The organism is Polaromonas sp. P1_E1_2 (assembly GCF_056406035.1).
On the sequence record NZ_JBFUAZ010000023.1, the window covers coordinates 1 to 17,996 of the forward strand.

At 65.6% G+C, this 17,996-nt stretch carries 13 protein-coding genes; 9 read left to right on the plus strand and 4 right to left on the minus strand.

Annotated features, from left to right (window positions below; genetic code table 11):
- The 6 genes from AC1D1P_RS02795 to AC1D1P_RS02820 all read left to right on the plus strand — a co-directional run.
- Positions 1-648, plus strand: a 648-nt coding sequence (locus tag AC1D1P_RS02795; RefSeq protein ID WP_477672024.1) for a hypothetical protein, incomplete at its 5' end; no start/stop codon positions are given.
- A complete protein-coding gene (locus AC1D1P_RS02800; RefSeq protein WP_477671300.1) occupies positions 645-1,427 on the plus strand; it encodes a DUF4129 domain-containing protein in 783 nt (260 codons plus the stop codon). The genes AC1D1P_RS02795 and AC1D1P_RS02800, both read left to right, overlap by 4 nt.
- Positions 1,424-2,692 carry a DUF4350 domain-containing protein gene (locus tag AC1D1P_RS02805; RefSeq protein ID WP_477671299.1) on the plus strand — a complete coding sequence of 423 codons (1,269 nt, stop codon included), beginning with the start codon at positions 1,424-1,426 and terminating at the stop codon, positions 2,690-2,692. The genes AC1D1P_RS02800 and AC1D1P_RS02805 overlap by 4 nt, the downstream gene beginning before the upstream one ends.
- A gap of 13 nt (positions 2,693-2,705) precedes the next feature.
- Positions 2,706-3,701 carry an AAA family ATPase gene (locus tag AC1D1P_RS02810; protein WP_457279406.1) on the plus strand — a complete coding sequence of 332 codons (996 nt, stop codon included), beginning with the start codon at positions 2,706-2,708 and terminating at the stop codon, positions 3,699-3,701.
- A 10-nt stretch (positions 3,702-3,711) separates the two neighbouring features.
- On the plus strand, positions 3,712-5,079 hold the full coding sequence (locus AC1D1P_RS02815) for a DUF58 domain-containing protein (protein ID WP_477672025.1): 1,368 nt from the start codon (positions 3,712-3,714) through the stop codon (positions 5,077-5,079).
- A 65-nt stretch (positions 5,080-5,144) separates the two neighbouring features.
- Positions 5,145-5,687, plus strand: coding sequence for a DUF805 domain-containing protein (locus AC1D1P_RS02820; protein WP_477672026.1), 543 nt, complete (start codon positions 5,145-5,147; stop codon positions 5,685-5,687).
- A gap of 57 nt (positions 5,688-5,744) precedes the next feature.
- On the opposite strand, the gene AC1D1P_RS02825 is transcribed toward AC1D1P_RS02820, so the two are convergent.
- The 4 genes from AC1D1P_RS02825 to hemC are packed head-to-tail and all read right to left on the minus strand — an operon-like array spanning position 5,745 to position 10,058.
- The gene (locus AC1D1P_RS02825; RefSeq protein WP_477671296.1) at positions 5,745-7,028 is read right to left on the minus strand and encodes a heme biosynthesis HemY N-terminal domain-containing protein; all 1,284 of its coding nucleotides are present in this window, start codon (positions 7,026-7,028) and stop codon (positions 5,745-5,747) included.
- Between the two features lie 23 nt (positions 7,029-7,051).
- Complete coding sequence (locus tag AC1D1P_RS02830) at positions 7,052-8,212, minus strand: uroporphyrinogen-III C-methyltransferase (protein WP_477671295.1); 1,161 nt, start codon at positions 8,210-8,212, stop codon at positions 7,052-7,054.
- Positions 8,209-9,060, minus strand: a complete 852-nt coding sequence (locus AC1D1P_RS02835; RefSeq protein WP_477671294.1) for a uroporphyrinogen-III synthase — start codon at positions 9,058-9,060, stop codon at positions 8,209-8,211. The genes AC1D1P_RS02830 and AC1D1P_RS02835 overlap by 4 nt, the downstream gene beginning before the upstream one ends.
- 32 nt (positions 9,061-9,092) lie before the next feature.
- Positions 9,093-10,058 (minus strand): hydroxymethylbilane synthase, encoded by a 966-nt coding sequence (gene hemC / locus AC1D1P_RS02840; protein ID WP_477672027.1) that lies wholly within the window; start codon positions 10,056-10,058, stop codon positions 9,093-9,095.
- Positions 10,059-10,162: 104 nt separating this feature from the next.
- On the opposite strand from hemC, the gene ppc reads away from it, so the two are divergent.
- The 3 genes from ppc to AC1D1P_RS02855 all read left to right on the plus strand — a co-directional run.
- Positions 10,163-13,048: a phosphoenolpyruvate carboxylase gene (gene ppc, locus AC1D1P_RS02845; protein WP_477672028.1), complete on the plus strand. Its 2,886-nt coding sequence runs from the start codon at positions 10,163-10,165 to the stop codon at positions 13,046-13,048.
- Between the two features lie 216 nt (positions 13,049-13,264).
- Positions 13,265-13,492, plus strand: coding sequence for a hypothetical protein (locus AC1D1P_RS02850; protein WP_457279414.1), 228 nt, complete (start codon positions 13,265-13,267; stop codon positions 13,490-13,492).
- A gap of 4 nt (positions 13,493-13,496) precedes the next feature.
- A partial coding sequence (locus tag AC1D1P_RS02855; RefSeq protein ID WP_477672029.1) for a glucoamylase family protein occupies positions 13,497-17,996 on the plus strand: 4,500 nt, incomplete at its 3' end.

The following is a 17,996-nucleotide window of genomic DNA, read 5'->3' on the forward strand; positions in this document are numbered from 1 at the left end:
TTCCTGCCCATGTATGTGGTCGTCATCGTGCTGGTGCTGTGCACGGCGGAGTTTGCCGGCTGGCTCCCCGGGCTGTTGATTTTCTGGCTCAAGCCCTGGTTTGACCGTACCTTGTTGTTCATCCTGTCACGCGCGGTGTTCGGCCAGCCCACGCGGTGGAACGACCTCTGGCAGCGCCGTGGGATGGTCTGGGGCGGCCAGTTGCTCCGGACACTGCTGTGGCGGCGCCTGTCTCCCTGGCGTTCATTCACGCAGGCCGTCGATCAGCTCGAAGGCCAACGCGGCGGCGCCAGGCGCAAGCGGCGCGACCAATTGCTGCGCGGGCGCCGTGGTGCGGGCGCCGGCATGCAGATGATTTTTGCCAATGTCGAGATCGCGCTCGAACTCGCAATCCTGTCGGCGCTGCTGTGGTTCGCTCCTGAAGGCAGCTTCGGAGACGTCTGGCGTTGGCTGCTCGACTCGGAGGCTTCGGCGCAAAGCCTGCTTTTTGCAGCGGTGTACGCTTTCGTCGTCGGTTTGATCGAGCCCTTTTTTGTGGCCGCCGGATTTGCGATGTACCTGAACCGGCGCGTTGAACTCGAGGCATGGGACATCGAACAGGAATTCCGCCGTGCTTTCACCCCCGCAGCGGCGAAAGGCCGGCCATGATGGCTTCTCGCCACGCCGCCGCAAGGTGCTTTTCATGGCGATGGGCCGCGGCCTGCGTCGTGATGGCGGGTATGTCATCGTGGGCCAACCCGGCTGCGGCGCCAGCCGAGCCGCCCTCGCGCCAGCAGGTGCAATCGGCCGCCGACCGGGTTCGTGCCGATCCCAACCTGCCCAGCAGCAAGAGCGAAAAATCCCTGCGCTTCAAGAGCCAGGACAAAAAGCCGGAAGACAAAAAGAAGGATCGCGACAGCCTCAACTGGCTCAAGGATTTGGTGGCCAAGGTGTCCGAGGGCGCGCGCCTGCTCGTGTGGGCGCTGGGCGCGCTGGCCCTGGCCTGGCTGGTGGTCGGCATACGGCGCTGGGTGAAGGTGCGGGCCGGCGGCGGCCGGCACCGGATGGCGCCCCTGCCCAGCCATATCGGCAGCCTGGACATACGGCCTGAAAGCCTGCCCGACGATGTGGGCGCCGAAGTCGCGTCGCTCTGGCAGCGCGGCCAGCGGCGGCCCGCGCTGTCGCTGCTCTACCGCGGCGCGCTTTCCCGCCTGGTCCACCTGCATGCGGTGCCCATCCGGAACGCCAGCACCGAAGGCGAATGCGTGGCTCTCAGCGAGGGCCGGCTGGCGCCCATGTCGCTGGAGTTTTTCGCGCGACTGGTGACCGCCTGGCAGCTGGCGGCCTATGGCGGACGCCTGCCGCCCACGGCCGGCGTGCTGGCGCTGTGCGCCGAATTTGACGCGCGGCTGGGCGCATCCATCGCCCCGGCGAAAGCCATCGCATGAGGGACCGACTGATCCTCATCCTGCTCGGCGTGCTGTTGCTGGCGGGTAGCGCCTGGCTGATGTCGGCCACCGAATGGGTGGACGTCGACACACCCACGCCAGCCAAGGGTGAGGCCCTCACCAACCCGCTTTACGCCACCGAAAAACTGCTGGTCGCCCTGGGTGCGCGGGTCGTGCGGCACAAAAGCCTGGATGCCATGCCGCCGCCGCAAGCCCGGCTGGTGCTGGTGTCGCGCAACTGGGACCTGTTCCCTGAACGCGCGCAGCGCCTGCGTGCCTGGGTGGCACAGGGTGGGCATCTGGTCATCCCGGGCTTCCTGGCCGGCCATAAATCGCTAAAGGACTGGCTACCCGTCACGGAGCAAAGCCCCTTGAAGTGGGAGTCGCCCGCGATGCCGCCGCGCCCGTTGGCCAAACCCGTCAAGGACATGGACTGCCGCGCGCTGGAAGAGCCCGCCGAGGTCATCGCGAGCTACGCCGACAGCCGTGTCTATCGCGCCTGCGGCGCATATTTCAGCCCCCAGTACCTGCCGGTGAATCGGCTGGCCGCACCGCTGTGGTCCCTGCGCGGCACGGCCGGCACTGAGGCCGTGCGCGTGCAGGTCGGCCAGGGCACGGTCACCGTGCTCGGTGGATGGAACCTGCTGGACAATAGCAACCTGCTGCGCGCCGACAATGCGCAGCTGGCGGCCGCGGCATTGCAGGCGCGCGCCGGCACTGAATTCTGGTTTGTTGCCGAAGAGGCCCGGGAGCCCTTCATGCCCTGGCTGTGGCACCAGGCCTGGGCCGCCCTGTTGCTCGGCTTGCTGGCGCTGGCGCTGGCCCTGTGGCGCGCCAGCGTGCGCTTCGGGCCGTTGGCAGCGTCCGCAAGCGCTCACCGGCGCTCGATGGCCGAGCAAGTGCGCGGTACGGCGCGTTTTCTGCATATGCACGGGCCGAAGGCCTTGCATACAGCGCAGCTTCGCGCGCTGCACGAGTCGGCCACCCGGCAATTGCGCCGGTTTTCACAGCTTGATCCGAAGCAACGCACAGTCGAGATCGCACGCGCCACCGGCCTGGACGCCCTGTTGCTGGAACGCGCCCAGGCAGTCAGGTCGCGCAACCCCGGCGTGCTGGCCGCCGACCTCGAATTGATCGAAACCGCCCGCCGGCGCCTCGACGCCACGGGGCCCGACACGCGGCAGCCAACAGCTTTCACGTCTCCCGTTTCACCCGGCGCCTCACCCAGCGCCTCATCTGCCGCTTCATCTCCTCCTTCATCCTGAACCGAGAAACACCATGTCATTCATTCCCAACGAAGAACTGAGCCGCGCAGCCGAGTCGCTGCAAACCCTGCGCCAAGAGGTCGGCAAAGCCGTGGTCGGCCAATCGGAAGCCGTCGACCAGACCCTGGTGGCGCTGGTCGCATCCGGCCACGTCCTGATTGAGGGTGTACCGGGACTGGGCAAGACATTGCTGGCGCGCGCATTGGCGCAAGCCATGAGCCTGCGCTACGCCCGCGTGCAATTCACGCCCGACCTGATGCCTTCGGACATCACGGGTCATTCCGTGCTGGACCCATCGACCCGGAGCGAAGCCGGCATCGGCACGCTGCGGGTACACCAGGGACCGGTGTTCACGCACCTGCTGCTGGCGGATGAAATCAACCGCGCACCAGCCAAAACCCAGAGCGCCTTGCTTGAAGTGATGCAGGAATACCAGGTCACGCTCGAAGGAAAGGCCATGCCGCTGCCCCGTCCCTTCATGGTGATGGCGACACAAAACCCGATCGATACCGAAGGCACCTACCCTCTGCCGGAGGCGCAGCTGGACCGGTTCCTGCTCAAAATCAACATCGACTTCCCCAGCCATGCTGAAGAAAAGGCGATCGTGCAGCTGACCACCGGCCAGCGTGCCGGCAACCAGTTGCCGCTTGATGCGGTCAGGCCGTGCCTGGACGACGCGCAGGTGCTTGAACTGCAGCGGCTGGCCAGCCTGGTGCAGGCGCACGAACAGGTCATTGACTATGCGGTCCGCATCGCCCGCGCCACGCGCGACTGGCCAGGCCTTTCGTCGGGGGCAGGGCCGCGCGGCACCATGGCCCTGGTGCGGGCTGCACGGGCCGGCGCGCTCATGCACGGACGGGACTTCATCACACCCGACGATGTGGCACGGCAGGCCCTGCCGGCCTTGCGCCACCGGGTGATGATTTCGCCCGATGCGCAGCTGGAAGGCCTGGGTGTTGACGACTTGCTGCGCAGTGCCCTGGGCAGCGTCCAGGCCCCCCGTCTCTAGGCCGCAACTCATGCGCTGGTTGGTGATCCCCGCAAAAACGACCGTCAGGGTGCTGGCTTGCATCACGGCGGCCGCCGCGCTGGCCTTGCTCGGGGGTTTGCCGGTTGACCGGGTCGCGATACTGGCCAGCGCCGTCTTGCTGGCGGCGCTGGCAGGCGCCATTTTTGATCTCTGGCGCAGCCTGCGCCTGTGGAGGACAGCGCCGCTGCGCATTGAGCGCACGCTGCCTGGCGCTTTTTCACTGGGCGTGCCAACGGTGCTGACACTGGCGCTGGTCAATGACGGCCCCCTGGCCTGGGCAGTGACGGTGTTCGATGAGGTCGATCCGCGGTTTACCTTTGAAGGCCTGCCACAGGCCGTCACCGTGCCACCGGCTTCGCGCGCCGAGTTGCGATACACGGTGACCGCGAGAGAGCGYGGCGTCGCCCTTTTCGGCACGACCCAGCTGCGCTGGCACACYCGCGGCGGCTGTCTCGAGGTGCAGCAGGCGCTAGGCCAGCCCGGGAAGCTGCGTGTCTATCCCAACTTTGCYGCACTGGCCCGCTATGCCTGGCTTTCCGGTGACCGGCGGCTCGCCCAGATCGGCATTAAAACCTATGTCCAGCGCGGGCTGGGCACTGATTTCCGCCAGCTTGCTGATTACAAAACCGGGGACTCCCTGCGGCACATCGACTGGAAGGCCACACTGCGCCACCAGCGGCCCATCGTGCGCGAATTCCAGGACGACCGCGACCAGTGTGTGTTTTTCCTGCTGGACTGCGGCCGCCGCATGCGCGCTGATGAAAGCAGCCCGGAGCAAGAGCTGCGCGGCAGCAGCCATTTCGACGAGGCCCTCAACGCGCTGATGCTGCTGAGCTATGTCGCACTGAAAGAAGGCGACGAGGTCGGCGCAATGACTTTCGGCGGTTTGCCCGGGCATCGGCGTGACTTTGCGCCCCGCAAAGGCGCCGCCACACTCAATGCCCTCATGAACCGCCTGCACGACATCCAGCCCGGCGCCATGCATTCGGACTATCTCATGGCGGCGCAGGAACTGCTGCGTGTACAACGTCGCCGTGCACTGGTGATAGTGCTCACCAACTTCCGCGACGAGGATTCGGCTGAGCTGCGTCCCGCGCTCAAACTATTACGCCGCAAGCACCTCGTCCTGGTGGCGAGCCTGCGCGAGCGGGTGCTTGGCCGCATCGCCGGCCAGGCGCTGTCCAGCCCGGCGGATGCCGTGGATGTCGCGGCAGCCCACCTCTTCGGGCAGTCGCGGCGCGATGCCTTTGCGCGGGTGGTCGGCAATGACCCGCTGTCGATGGATGTGGAGCCGACGCAACTGGCCGTCTCGCTGGTGAACCGCTACCACGCGGTCAAACGCGCCGGCCTGCTGTAAGCGGGCATTGCATTCAGCCCGGCAGCGGTTATTCTTCGTTTTTCAACAACAGGAGGGAAAGAGAAATGTCTGAAGCCATGAATCCTTATGCCGCACCGCGCGCAGCTGTCGCTGATGTGTATGACCGTGAGGGAGATACACAACCCGTCAAGTGGTTCTCTGCCAGGGGTCGCGTCGGACGCATGCGGTACCTGGCCCGCACCTTTGTGGGTTACCTGCTTTTGCTGRTGGGCGTCTTCGGACTCAGCATGCTGGCAGGCGCTGCCGGCGCCGGCGCCGCAGCGGGCATCGTTGGTTTCGTGGTCATGATTCCCTATTTTCTTTTTCTCATCCTGCTGACTATCCAGCGCAGCCACGACATGGGATGGAGCGGCTGGACGGCGATCCTGGCCTTCATCCCCCTGGTGGGATTGGTCTGGATTTTCAATTCGGGAACCGAGGGCAGCAACCGCTTTGGCGCCCCTCCGCCTCCCAACACCACGCTGGTCAAAATCGGCGCCCTGATGTTTCCCATCATCGTGGTCATCGGCATCATCGCCGCCATCGCTTTGCCGGCTTACCAGGGTTATGTGCAGCGGGCCAAAGCGGCTCAGGTGGTCAAGCCCTAAGCCTGCCACGGCGGGCGGCATGCCCGCCAGGAACGAGGCGCGCGCTCAGAGCCTGTCTTATATCTGCGCGGCGCGCTTGTAAGCTTGCGCAGCACCCGCCTCGTCCTCACGCTGCTCAGCCAGCAGCGCCAGGGCGCGCCAGGCATTGCGGTGAAGCGTTACATCCTGAAGCGCCGGCGCCGCCTGCGTCAGCAACTGGCGGGACTTGCCCCAGAGTTGGCGGCTCAGGCAAGCCATGCCCGCCAGGTATTGCAGGTTGGCATCGCGTGGACGGCTGAGCTGTGCGTTTTCAATGCGGGCCAGCCAGGCCGCGTCCAGCGAATCGAGGCCTGTTTCGAGCACGCTGATCAGCTTGATGCGCAGGTTGTCGCCGATCTCCGAGCGAGGCTGCATCGTGCGGTCCCAGACCTGCAGCAGCCAGCTGCGGGCCAGTTCCGGGTCACCGTGCAGCGCCATCAGGCGCGACGCCGCATGCACCACCAGCTCGGGCATGGCGCGTTCGGTGTCATCCAGAGAGAACCAGGCCTGCTGCAGCTGCGCGGGGTCGTGCGCATCGTTCAGCAGCTCCAGGGCCAGGCCGCGCACAATGCTTTGCGCCGCCGCCTGCGAAAAAGCGCGGTGCTTGGCCAGCAGGCGCGCGGTTTCCAGCGCTTGCGCCGTGTGCCGCGCATGCCGCGAGGCACGCAGCTTCATGCGCAGGGCCAGCGTGCGGCGCGATGCCCCCTGCGGAAGCTGGCCCAGCCAATCCAGTGCCGCACCCGCGTCACGGTCGTCCAGCGCCCAGCGAGCCGCACGGAACTGCACGCCCTCGCGCACTTCCTGCGCATGGCGTGAGCTCTTCAACGCCAATTGCAGGTGCTGGTCGCGCAAGCTCTTGTTTTGGAGCGCCTGCGCGGCTTCGGCCACCAGAAGATGGGCCAGCGAACGCAACTGTCTGCCGCGGCTGGTGCTGTGGCCTGTCACATGGCCGGATTCGTCGGTCAGCAGGTTCAGGCTCTTTGCCTGCGCAAGCGCATTTTGTGCCGACTTGGTCGAGCGGATGTAGCGCCCCGCCAGCAGATGCGCCAGAGAATCCATGAGGGCGCCGTACATGGCGCGCTCCTTTTGCTGGGCACGCCAGCGCCTGGCTTCCGCCGGCAGCGAAAACACCGCCGACAGCGCGCGCAAGGCCAGGTACAGCACCAGGAAAAGCGCTGCCAGCAGCATCACCATCAGGTTGAAGGAAATATCGACACGGTGCGGCGGCCAGAAGATGGTAACCACGGCCTGGTTGTTGCCCGTAAACAGGGCCACGGCAACGGCTACGCCAAACAGGGCCAAAAGCCAGAGGGCGGCGCGCATTGCTGGTTCCTGCCTTTTCCCGCTCAGCGGCCTGCGGCCGCTGTGGCCAGCGCGGCCATGGTTTCGTCCAGGCGCGGAAGCTCGCTGGTTTTCAGCTGGCCCTGGACCTGGGCCAGCAACTGCGCTGCGGCCTGCGTTTTGCGGGACGAGGCATCAAAATATTTGCCCAACCAGGCATTGGCACTACCAAGGTCGGCGCGCACCGAATCCGTCTGCCGCGACAACAGGCCCAGGCGCGCATTGAGCAGGCGCAGCTTGAGGTTCTCCCGCAGGAAAAACGACTGCTCCGGCGACACAAGGGCGGCCTCGGGCTGGTCAATGCGGCTCACGCGCAGCAGCTTGCGTGCTTCTTCGCGCAGGTTGTCCAGCGTGCGCTGCGACCAGGCATCGAGAGCCAGCTTGTCGAATCCCAGCATGGAAGGCTTGCTGGCGGAAGATGCCGCCGACGCAGCAGCGCGCGGCGCGGAAGCCGGCGCGGCCGCCGCGGGCAATGGACGCTGGCCGGCTGCCACCATGGCGTTGGCCACCGGCAGGTCGTCTGCCATGCGGACCAGTTCGTCGAGCTTGAGCATGAGAACCGGCACGTCGGTCAGCGTTGCGGCCTTGATGCGGTCCATGTCTTTGGCAATGGCGCGTTGCAGCGGGTTCAGGCGCGGCTGCGCGGCGCGCGACAGGCGCTGGTCGGCCGACTTGAGTGCGGCCAGTAGCGGTTCGGCGCTGCCGGTGAGCTGGGCCTGCTGCTGGGCCAGGCGCAGGGCCGACTCCACATCAACCACCAGATTCTCATCGCGCGAGCGCGACAGGCTCTGCATGAGCTCCTCCAGCTGGGTGCGCTGCAGGCTGACTTCGCTGATGCGGGTTTCCTGGATGGCCAGCCGTGCGGAAAGTTCGCGCGTACCTTCCTGGGCCTGGCGCGCCAGTGTGCGCGCTTCAATGGCCTGCGCGCCGGAATCAATGCTGCGGCGGGCCAGCTCTTCCTGGATATTGCCGAGTTTTTGCCACAACAAGCCGCTTACCAGCATTCCCGCAGCCGCCAGCGCGGCAACCAGAAACGCCCATTTGCGCGGCACCACCCAGACGTCGGGCGAAACGGGTTGCGGGGGAAGCGGCACCAGCGCGCGTTCCAGCACCGGCTCGTTGTCTGGCGTGGAGGATGGAGGCTGGGCGTTAGGGCTGTCACTCATGGATAAAGAGATTCTATCGAGGCAAGTGTGTCCCTGATGTCCTTCAGGGCAGGACGTGACGCCACAACAACACCCCAACCGGCAGCACGCACGGCTTCCTCAATCCGCGGATGCGTGGCCACCGCGCGGGCGCGGCGCCAGTCTACCCCGGCCAGCGCAGGCAAGGCCGTCAGGTTGGCCACGGCTTCAGAGCTGCTGAAGAGCCATACAGACCCATCCACGGTGGCCGCGCGCGCGCGCTGAAGTTGCGTTTCGTCGAGCACAGACGCAAGGCGCCGGTAAACCCCCACAAAATCCACCTGCGCACCAGCAGCCTCCCACTGGCGGGCGATCCAGTCGCGGCCGGAAGATGCCGTGGCCCCAGACGAGGCAGCACCCTCCCCCCGCACCACCAACACGCGCTTGCCCTGCCAGTCGCGCTCGCCTATCACGGCCCACAGGGCTTCCGAATCAAACTGGGCCGCATCGGCCGGCGGCGCATCGATCTGCCCGGCAGGAACCCCGGCGGCTACCAAAGCCGTCACAGTGCCCGGCCCGGGCGCCAGAAAACGCAGCGCAGCCGGCAGCGTTGTATCGGCATTCGCTATGCTATTGATAGCTACTTGCGCTTGTCCCGTATGGGCTGCAGCCATTTTTTGTTTGAAAAAGTACTCCACCGCATTGCCGCTGACAAACATGCAGGCGGCGTATTGGCCCAGTGTTTGCCAGACGCCCTCCAGCGCGGCCGTATCCAGAGCGGGGGCGATATCAATCAGCGGCAGGGCCTCGGCGGCAAAGCCCCCCTGCTGCAGCTGCTGCACCCAGTGCTGCGCATCCTGCTCGGGCCGCGTCACGATGACGCGGGTCATAGTGCCACCCGGAGGCACCGGCGCCTGTAGCATCAGGCGCCCGGGGCTTTGCCGGCCCACACGGCGCCGCCGGCGCGCAATTGTGCCGCCACGGCCTCGCCCAGGGCCTCGGCCTCGGCAAAACTGCGCACCACGGCGGTCTGGTTGACCTGTACCAGCGGCGCCAGTGGGCCCGCAATGGCGGATGGCGCCTCGGCGCTGGCCGGGTCGCCCCAGGCGGCATTGAGCTGCATGGCGTCCCCGTTAGCAGCACCCTGCGTAAAGGCCGCCAGCGGCATGGAACAACTGCCGCCCATGGCGCGCGACACCGTGCGCTCGGCCGTTACCGCCAGCCAGGTCGGCTGGTGCGCCAGCGTGGCAAGCGCGGCCATCAGGTCGGCGCGGTCGGCGCACACTTCAATGCCCAGGGCGCCCTGACCTGCGGCCGGCAACATGTCTTCGGGCTCGAATGCGCTGCGGATGCGTGACTCCAGACCCAGGCGCTTCAGGCCCGCAGCCGCCAGCACGATGGCCTGGTACTGGCCTTCGTCGAGCTTGCGCAGGCGCGTGTCGAGGTTGCCGCGTAGCGGCTGTACGACCAGGTCGGGACGCATGGCCTTGAGCAGCACCAGCCGGCGCAGGCTGGAAGTGCCCACCACGGCGCCCTGCGGCAGATCCGCGAGTGTGGCAAATTGATTAGAGACAAAAGCATCGCGCGGGTCTTCACGCTCCAGCACACAGGCCAGCGCAAAACCTTCGGGCAGGTCCATGGGCACATCTTTCAGCGAATGCACCGCCAGATCGGCCCGCCCTTCGCTGAGCGCTACCTCGAGTTCCTTGACGAACAGGCCCTTGCCGCCGACCTTGCTCAGCGAGCGGTCCAGTATCTGGTCGCCCTGTGTGGTCATGCCCAGCAGTTCCACCTGCCAGCCCAGGCGGGCCTCCAGCAGCGCCTTCACATGCTCGGCCTGCCACATCGCCAGGCGGCTTTCGCGGGTGGCGATGACCACTTTTTTCATATCATTCGGTCTGGATTCAAACGCTGCGGACACTCGTAACCTGCTTGTAATACTTGGGGGGAAGTGAATGCTAGCATGCAAGGCTAAAGAACTAGAGGGTAGAGATGGTCACTTCCGCGCGCGCCAAGAGGGTTAAACCAAACGTCAACGAGGGCGCCAAAGACGCCGCCGCGGCCGGTGCAACCAAAACGTTCAGTCGTTCCAGAGACAACGAACGCCCGCTGGTCGAAGACATCCGCCTTTTGGGCCGTATCCTGGGCGACGTGATCCGCGAGCAGGAAGGCGTTGCCGCCTACGAACTGATCGAACAGGTGCGCAAGCTCTCCGTCAGCTTCCGGCGCGACGCCGATCCCGAAGCCGACAAGTCGCTCAAAAAATTGCTCAAGGGCCTGTCAGGCGACCAGACGGTCAGCGTGATCCGCGCCTTCACTTATTTCAGCCACCTGGCCAACCTGGCCGAAGACCGCCACCACATCCGCCGCCGCGCAGTGCATGAGCGCGCGGGCGACACCCAGGAAGGCAGCATCGACGTAGCGCTGGCCCGACTGCGCTGGGCCGGCATCTCGACCAAAACCATTTCCACCACCCTGGCGCACAGCTTTGTCTCGCCGGTGCTGACCGCCCACCCGACCGAAGTGCAGCGCAAAAGCATCCTGGACGCCGAGCGCGACATCGCCCTGCTGCTGACGGCGCGGGACGACATCAAGGCGTTGGCGCAAGCTGTCAACGCCGCCAAGGATGCGCTGACACCGCGCGAGCTGACCGCCAATGAAGCGCAGCTTCGCGCCCGCGTCATGCAGCTGTGGCAAACCCGGCTGCTGCGTTTTTCCAAACTCACCGTCGCCGATGAAATCGAAAATGCGCTGAGCTACTACGAAGCCACTTTCCTGCGGGAAATTCCCAAGCTTTACGCCAACCTGGAACGCGAGCTGGGCAACCAGCCGGTGCACAGTTTTCTGCGCATGGGCCAATGGATAGGCGGCGACCGCGACGGCAATCCCAACGTCAGCGCCGACACCCTCAATTACGCGCTGGGCCGGCAGGCAGAAGTGGCGCTGCGMCACTACCTGACCGAGGTGCATTTCCTGGGCGGCGAGCTCTCGCTGTCAGCCATGCTGGTCGAGTTCAGCCCCGCGATGCGGCTGCTCGCCGAAAGCTCACCCGATACCAGTGAACACCGCAAGGACGAGCCCTACCGCCGCGCCCTCACCGGCGTCTACGCACGCCTGGCCGCCACACTCAAGGACCTGACCGGCGGCGATGCCGCGCGCCATGCCGTGGCGCCGCAAAACGCCTACCTCAAGTCGGAAGACTTCCTGGCCGACCTGCGCACCATCGAAGACTCCCTCAAGGCCCATCACGGCGAAGCACTGATCGCCCAGCGCCTGCACCCGCTGATCCGCGCGGTCGAAGTGTTCGGCTTTCACCTGGCCACGGTCGACCTGCGCCAGAGTTCCGACAAGCACGAAGAAGTGGTGGCCGAACTGCTGGCCGTTGCACGCATCGAGGCGAATTACGGCAAGCTGGACGAAGCGGCCAAACGCGCGCTGCTGATGGGCCTGCTCAACGATGCACGGCCGCTGCGCGTGGTCGGCACCGCATATTCAGCCCACGCCCGCGGTGAACTGGCGATTTTTGAGGCGGCCCGCATCGCGCGCGCGCGCTTCGGAAAGGAAGCCATCCGACACTACATCATCAGCCATACCGAGACCGTGAGCGATCTGCTCGAGGTGCTGCTGCTGCAAAAAGAAGTCGGCCTCATGCACGCCACGCTCGACAGCCACGCCACCAACGACCTGATCGTCGTGCCGCTGTTTGAAACCATCGAAGACCTGCGCAATGCCGCGCCCATCATGCGCGAGTTCTATGCCCTGCCCGGCATCGCCCAGCTGGTCAAGCGCAGCGGTGCCGAGCAGGACATCATGCTGGGTTATTCCGACAGCAACAAGGATGGCGGCATCTTCACCAGCAACTGGGAGTTGTACCGCGCCGAGATCGCGCTGGTCGAGCTGTTCGACGAACTGGCCAACTCGCACAACATCCAGTTGCGGATGTTCCATGGCCGCGGCGGCACGGTCGGCCGCGGTGGCGGTCCGAGCTACCAGGCCATCCTGGCGCAGCCGCCCGGCACGGTGCGTGGCCAGATCCGTTTGACCGAGCAAGGCGAAGTGATCGGCTCCAAATACGCCAATCCGGAAATCGGCCGGCGCAACCTGGAAACGCTGGTGGCCGCCACGCTGGAGGCCACACTGCTGCAGCCGACCAAGCCCGCTACCAAGGCCTTTTTGCAAGCCGCCGCCGAGTTGTCACAGGCCAGCATGGCGGCCTACCGCAACCTGGTTTACGAAACCCCCGGGTTCACTGAATACTTCTTTGGCTCCACGCCAATCCGCGAGATTGCGGAACTCAACATCGGATCCCGCCCGGCGTCACGCAAAGCTTCGCAGAAAATTGAAGACCTGCGTGCGATTCCCTGGGGTTTCAGCTGGGGCCAGTGCCGCCTGACCCTGCCCGGCTGGTACGGCTTCGGCTCGGCCATCGAGCAATTCCTCCAGCAGGGCGGTACGCCCGCCAGCCGCAGGGAAGCGTTGGCATTGCTGCAAAAAATGTATAAGCAGTGGCCGTTTTTCCGCACCCTGCTCAGCAACATGGACATGGTGCTGGCCAAGAGCGACCTGGCGTTGGCCTCACGTTATTCGGAGCTGGTGGGCGATGCGCGCCTGCGCAAAAAAATCTTCAGTGCGATAGAGTCCGAATGGCACCGCACGGCCGAGGCGCTGACGCTGATCACAGGGGAAAAGCAGCGGCTGGCGGGCAACGCCGCCCTGCAGCGTTCCATCCGCCACCGTTTTCCGTACATCGACCCCCTGCACCACCTCCAGGTGGAGCTGGTGCGGCGCTACCGCGCCGGCCAGGCCGACCAGCGGGTGCAAACCGGCATTCACATTTCCATCAACGGGATTGCCGCGGGCCTGCGCAACACAGGCTGAACGGCCGTGAACAACAGGCAGCCATGCAGCGCGTGAGAGGTTTCCCGCTGTAGGGGTATTGCCAGGGGCGCATACTGTAGGCCTTGTCCTAGACAAACTCCAGCGTCTTCTGATGGCCCCGCGAGGGGCCGGTGCGTAGCATGGTGTCAGACACGGAGCAACGCGGGTATTTCGCCACGCGTTGCCCAAACCAGCTTACCCCCGGAGCGCAAAATCATGACTACCCTGGAGATCATGGCCGACTCACCGTCCGCCATTCAAAACGATTTTGTTTCCACCGACGCCGCCGATCTGGCGTCACACATGGATCAGTGCGCGCATTCGCGCAGCCGGTTTTTTACGCTCCAGTCCGGGCTTCAGTCCGCGCACTCCCTGGCCTCACCGCGCATCATCACAGTCGCGGCCATACTGGCTATTTTTCTTGGCCTGTTAGCCGTAGCCTGAGCGCGTGACCACCGCGGTCATCGAGCGGCTGGACACCCTAAGCGCCTACGCCCGGCAACTGCTCGCCTCCCGCCAGGGCGGCGCAGAGCAGCCCATCCGCGCCGAACTTTTCGGTGCACAACGCTTTGAGGAGCACGGCCGCAGTCTGGCCGCAGCCCAGCCCGTCAGGCCTGCTGGCAGCCCTGATCACGGTCCGCCTTTTTTCCCGCGCGTGCAGGAAAACATCGCCGCCATCCGTCTTGCCTACGACTACATTGCCCTGACTTCGCTGACAGGCCACTACGTAACGCCGGCCGCCGAATGGCTGCTCGACAATTTCCACCTTGTCGAAGCCCAGCTGCAACAGATCCAGGATGGCGTCCCCCTGCGCTACTACGCGGATCTGCCCAAGCTGGCGAGCAAGCCGCTGGAGGGCCTTCCCCGGGTATACGGTATTGCCTGGGCCTATGTAGCACATACCGACAGCGTGCTGGACCCGGAGCTCTTCACGGCCTTCCTGCATGCCTACCAGGAGGTCAGTGAACTCAATCTCGGCGAACTCTGGGCCTTGCCAACCACGCTGCGCGTGGTCCTGCTGGAAAACCTGCGCCGTATGGCCGACCGCATCGCCTGGAACAAGGTGGCCCGCGAAGTGGCGCATGCCACCTGGGACAAGGCCGGCGTACTGAGCCTGCAGGATCTCGACGAGCTGTATGGCCTGATGCAGGCCCATGGCCTTGAACGCAGCTATCTCACGCAGCTCTGGCAGCGCATGCCTGCCGAACGTGAAGAGCCGGACTCGCCTTCGGCGCCACCCCTCGTCCGCTGGACCGAAAGGCATTGCGGCGATGCCCTGGGCATGATCGGCGAAGGGCAAACCACCCAGGTCGCCGCCAACCTGACCGTCAGCAACATCATCACCACCCTGCGGCTCATAGGCCAGGTGGAATGGGTGGAGCTGATCGAGCCGGTCAGCCATTCCCTGCAGGTCTTGCGCCGGCTGCCAAGCTTTTCCCGCGAAAGCGAGATGACGCGCCAGCAGATCACGCGCGCCATGGAGCGTCTGGCGCAGCAAACCGGCAAATCCGAGCGCGCCGTCGCCGAAGCGGTACTGGCCGCCGCGCACCAGCCCAACAACGCCCCGGCAGCCCACACTGCCGGCTACTACCTGATTGGGCCGGGCCGCCCCCTGCTGGAAGCAGCATTGCAGCCCGCCGCAGCGCTCCACAAATCATCGCCGGCCCCTGAAACACCGCGTGCCTGGCGCCTGCCGCTCTACGCAGCCGCATGGATTGCCGGAACCGCTGCATTGCTCAGTTGGGCCGCACACCCGCTCGCCACGCTACCCTGGACGGCGTGGGTAGCCCTGGTGCTGATGGCCTGGCCAGCGTCGGAAGTGGTCGCTGCGCTGATCCACCGGCTGATCGCTGAATCCACACGCATACAACCCCTGGCCCGTCTCGACTTCAGCACGGGCATCCCGGCTGAACACCGCGTGCTGGTGGTGATCCCTTCGATGCTTTCTTCAGCTTGCGCCAACAGCGAACTGGTGCACCGCCTGCAGCTGCACTGGCTGGCCAGCCGCGAAACCCATGCGCAGTTTGCCTTGCTGACAGACTGGGACGACGCCGACGCCGAGAGCATGGCCGGCGATGCAGAGCTGCTCGAGGACGTCCTTGTCAAACTGCGCGCGCTCAACGCAGCCTGCCCGCCGGCGAGCCCAGCCTCACCGGCAAGGTTTTTACTGCTGCATCGCCCGCGCAGCTGGTCCGCGACGGAGCGCCGCTGGATCGGAGCGGAACGCAAGCGGGGCAAGATCGAAATGCTGTTGCGGCAACTGGCCGGACACTCGTCATCGCCGTTTATCCCTGTGGACGTCAACATGCAGCTGGCACCGGGCATACGCTACGTGCTGACGCTTGACAGCGACACCAGCCTGCCGGCGGGTTCCCTGCGCGAACTGGTGGCCATCGCTGCGCACCCGCTGAACACGCCGCACGTCAATCGCGAGACGCGGCGCGTGACCGCCGGCTACGGCATCCTGCAGCCCCGCGTGGCCATGCCCCTGTCGGCCCATCACGAGCGTTCACCTTTCCATGCGATGTTTGCAGGCCAGCGCGGCCTGGATCCTTACAGCAACGGCACCTCCGACCTGTACCAGGACGTGTTCGGCATGGGCAACTTCATCGGCAAGGGCCTGTTGCATGTCGAGGCCGTGCATGCCGTGCTGGACAGCCGCATGCCCGACGGCGCCATCCTGAGCCACGACCTGCTGGAAGGCAGCATTGCCCGCTGCGGCTACGCAGGCGATGTCGTGCTGATGGAAGAACATCCTCATCACGCAGGCGTGGCCGCATCACGCGTGCACCGCTGGACGCGCGGCGACTGGCAATTGCTGCCGCTGATGCTGCATGCGAAGCGCTACGGCATTGATGCCCTGGGCCTGTGGCGCATGGCGGATAACCTGCGCCGCTCGATGATCGCCCCGGCCTGCTTCGCGCTTCTAACCTGGACAATATTCACGGGTACGCTGCCTGTGGCGACGGCACTGGTTTTCACCGTGCTGGCATTCCTGGCCGGCCCCTTGATGGGTGCGCTGGCAGGGCTGGTTCCAACGCGGCGAGGCATCGCCTGGGGGCACTTCTTTGACGTCGGCATGCGCGATGTGGCGCGCAGCATGGCCCAGGCGCTTTGGCAATTGAGCCAGCTGCCCGCCCTGGCCGCCCTGTCGTTCGACGCCATCACACGGGCCCTCTGGCGCATGGCCATCAGCCGACGCCATCTGCTGCAGTGGACCACTGCCGCCCAGGCCCAGGCTTCCGCCCAATACACGCTGGGCGCTTTTGTCCGCAACCATGCTCCGGTGTCCGCGTTATGCCTCGCGCTGGGCACAGCCGCGTGCTGGGGGCCGCATCCCCTGATCGGTCCGGTGCTTTTCCTGCTGTGGGCGCTGGCGCCCGCAGTGGCCTGGTGGGGCAGCAAGCCGGCTGTTCGCGCGCCATATCTGTCACTCAGCACCGCAGACCGCGCCTACCTCATGAAGCTGGCGGCCCAGACCTGGCGCTTCTTTGAACGCTGCGTCGGCCCCGAAGACCACCACCTGCCGCCGGACAACCTGCAGATGGAGCCGGAACCGACGATCGCACACCGCACCTCGCCAACCAATATCGGCCTGTACCTGATGGCTGCAGCCTGCGCGCGCGAGTTCAACTGGATATCCACCGCCGAGCTGATCGCGCGGCTGGGCGCCACGCTGGGCACGGTCGAAGCCCTGCCCAAGCACCAGGGCCACCTGCTTAACTGGTATGAAACCCGGTCGCTGCAGGTGCTGCCTCCGGCCTATGTTTCCACCGTAGACAGCGGTAACCTGGCCGGCCACCTGCTGGCCGTCGCGCAGTGTGTTCGCCAGCTGGCGGCGCACCAGGAAACCTTGCCAGGCGAATCCGCCGAGCTCCTGGAATTGGGTGCCCGTTGTGAAAAGCTTTGTATGGCGATGGATTTCGGCGGCCTTTACAGCCCCAAGCGCCACCTGTTTCATATCGGGCTGCGTGTGCACGAGCAGGCACTTGACGCCAGCTATTACGACCTGATCGCCTCGGAGGCGCGCCTGACCAGCTTCCTGGCGATTGCCAAAGGTGATGTGCCGCGGCGCCACTGGCTGGCGTTGGGCCGCGCCTTCCTGACGGTGGGCGTAACGCCCGGCCTGAAGTCCTGGTCGGGCTCGATGTTTGAATACCTGATGCCTTCGCTGGTCATGAGCGAGCCCGACGAGGGCCTGCTGCATGTGTCCGGCCTTGCGGCCGTCAAGGAGCAGCAGGCCTGGGGCCAGGCACAGGGCCTGCCATGGGGCGTTTCGGAGTCGGCCTACTTTGGGCAAGACCATACGCTGGCCTACCAGTATTCGCCGTTTGGCGTGCCGCGGCTGGCCCTTCGACGGACCCCGCCGGCCGACCGCGTCGTGGCGCCCTATGCCAGCATCATGGCATCCCAGTTCACGCCGCAGGAGGCGGTGGCTAACCTGCGCCAGCTTGAGCAATGGGGTGCGCGCGGCGAATACGGTTTTGCCGACGCGCTGGATTTCACCGTCGCCAGGCAACCGGGCGCCCAGGCGATGAGCCTGGTCAACACCTACATGGCGCACCACCAGGGCATGTCGCTGGTGGCACTGTGCAATGTGCTGTGCAACGAAGCGCCGCGCCGCTGGTTCGCTTCGGCGCCGCTGGTGCAGGCTTTCGAATCGCTGCTGCATGAAAAGACGCCGCGCCAGATCATCGAAAGCGCAGACCCGCGCGCATTGCCCGAACCCGCGGAGCTGGCCGAAGCACGGCTGTACCATTCGCGTGAGATCGACCCGGCCATGCCCGGCTGGCAACCTACACAGCTGCTGTCCAATGGGCGTTACAGCGTCGCCCTGCGCGCCAATGGGGCCGGTGTCAGCCGCTGGCGCACCGCAGGCAAGACCTACAACATCACCCGCTGGCGCGACGACCTGCTCCGCGATGCCTGCGGTACCTTCATCTACCTG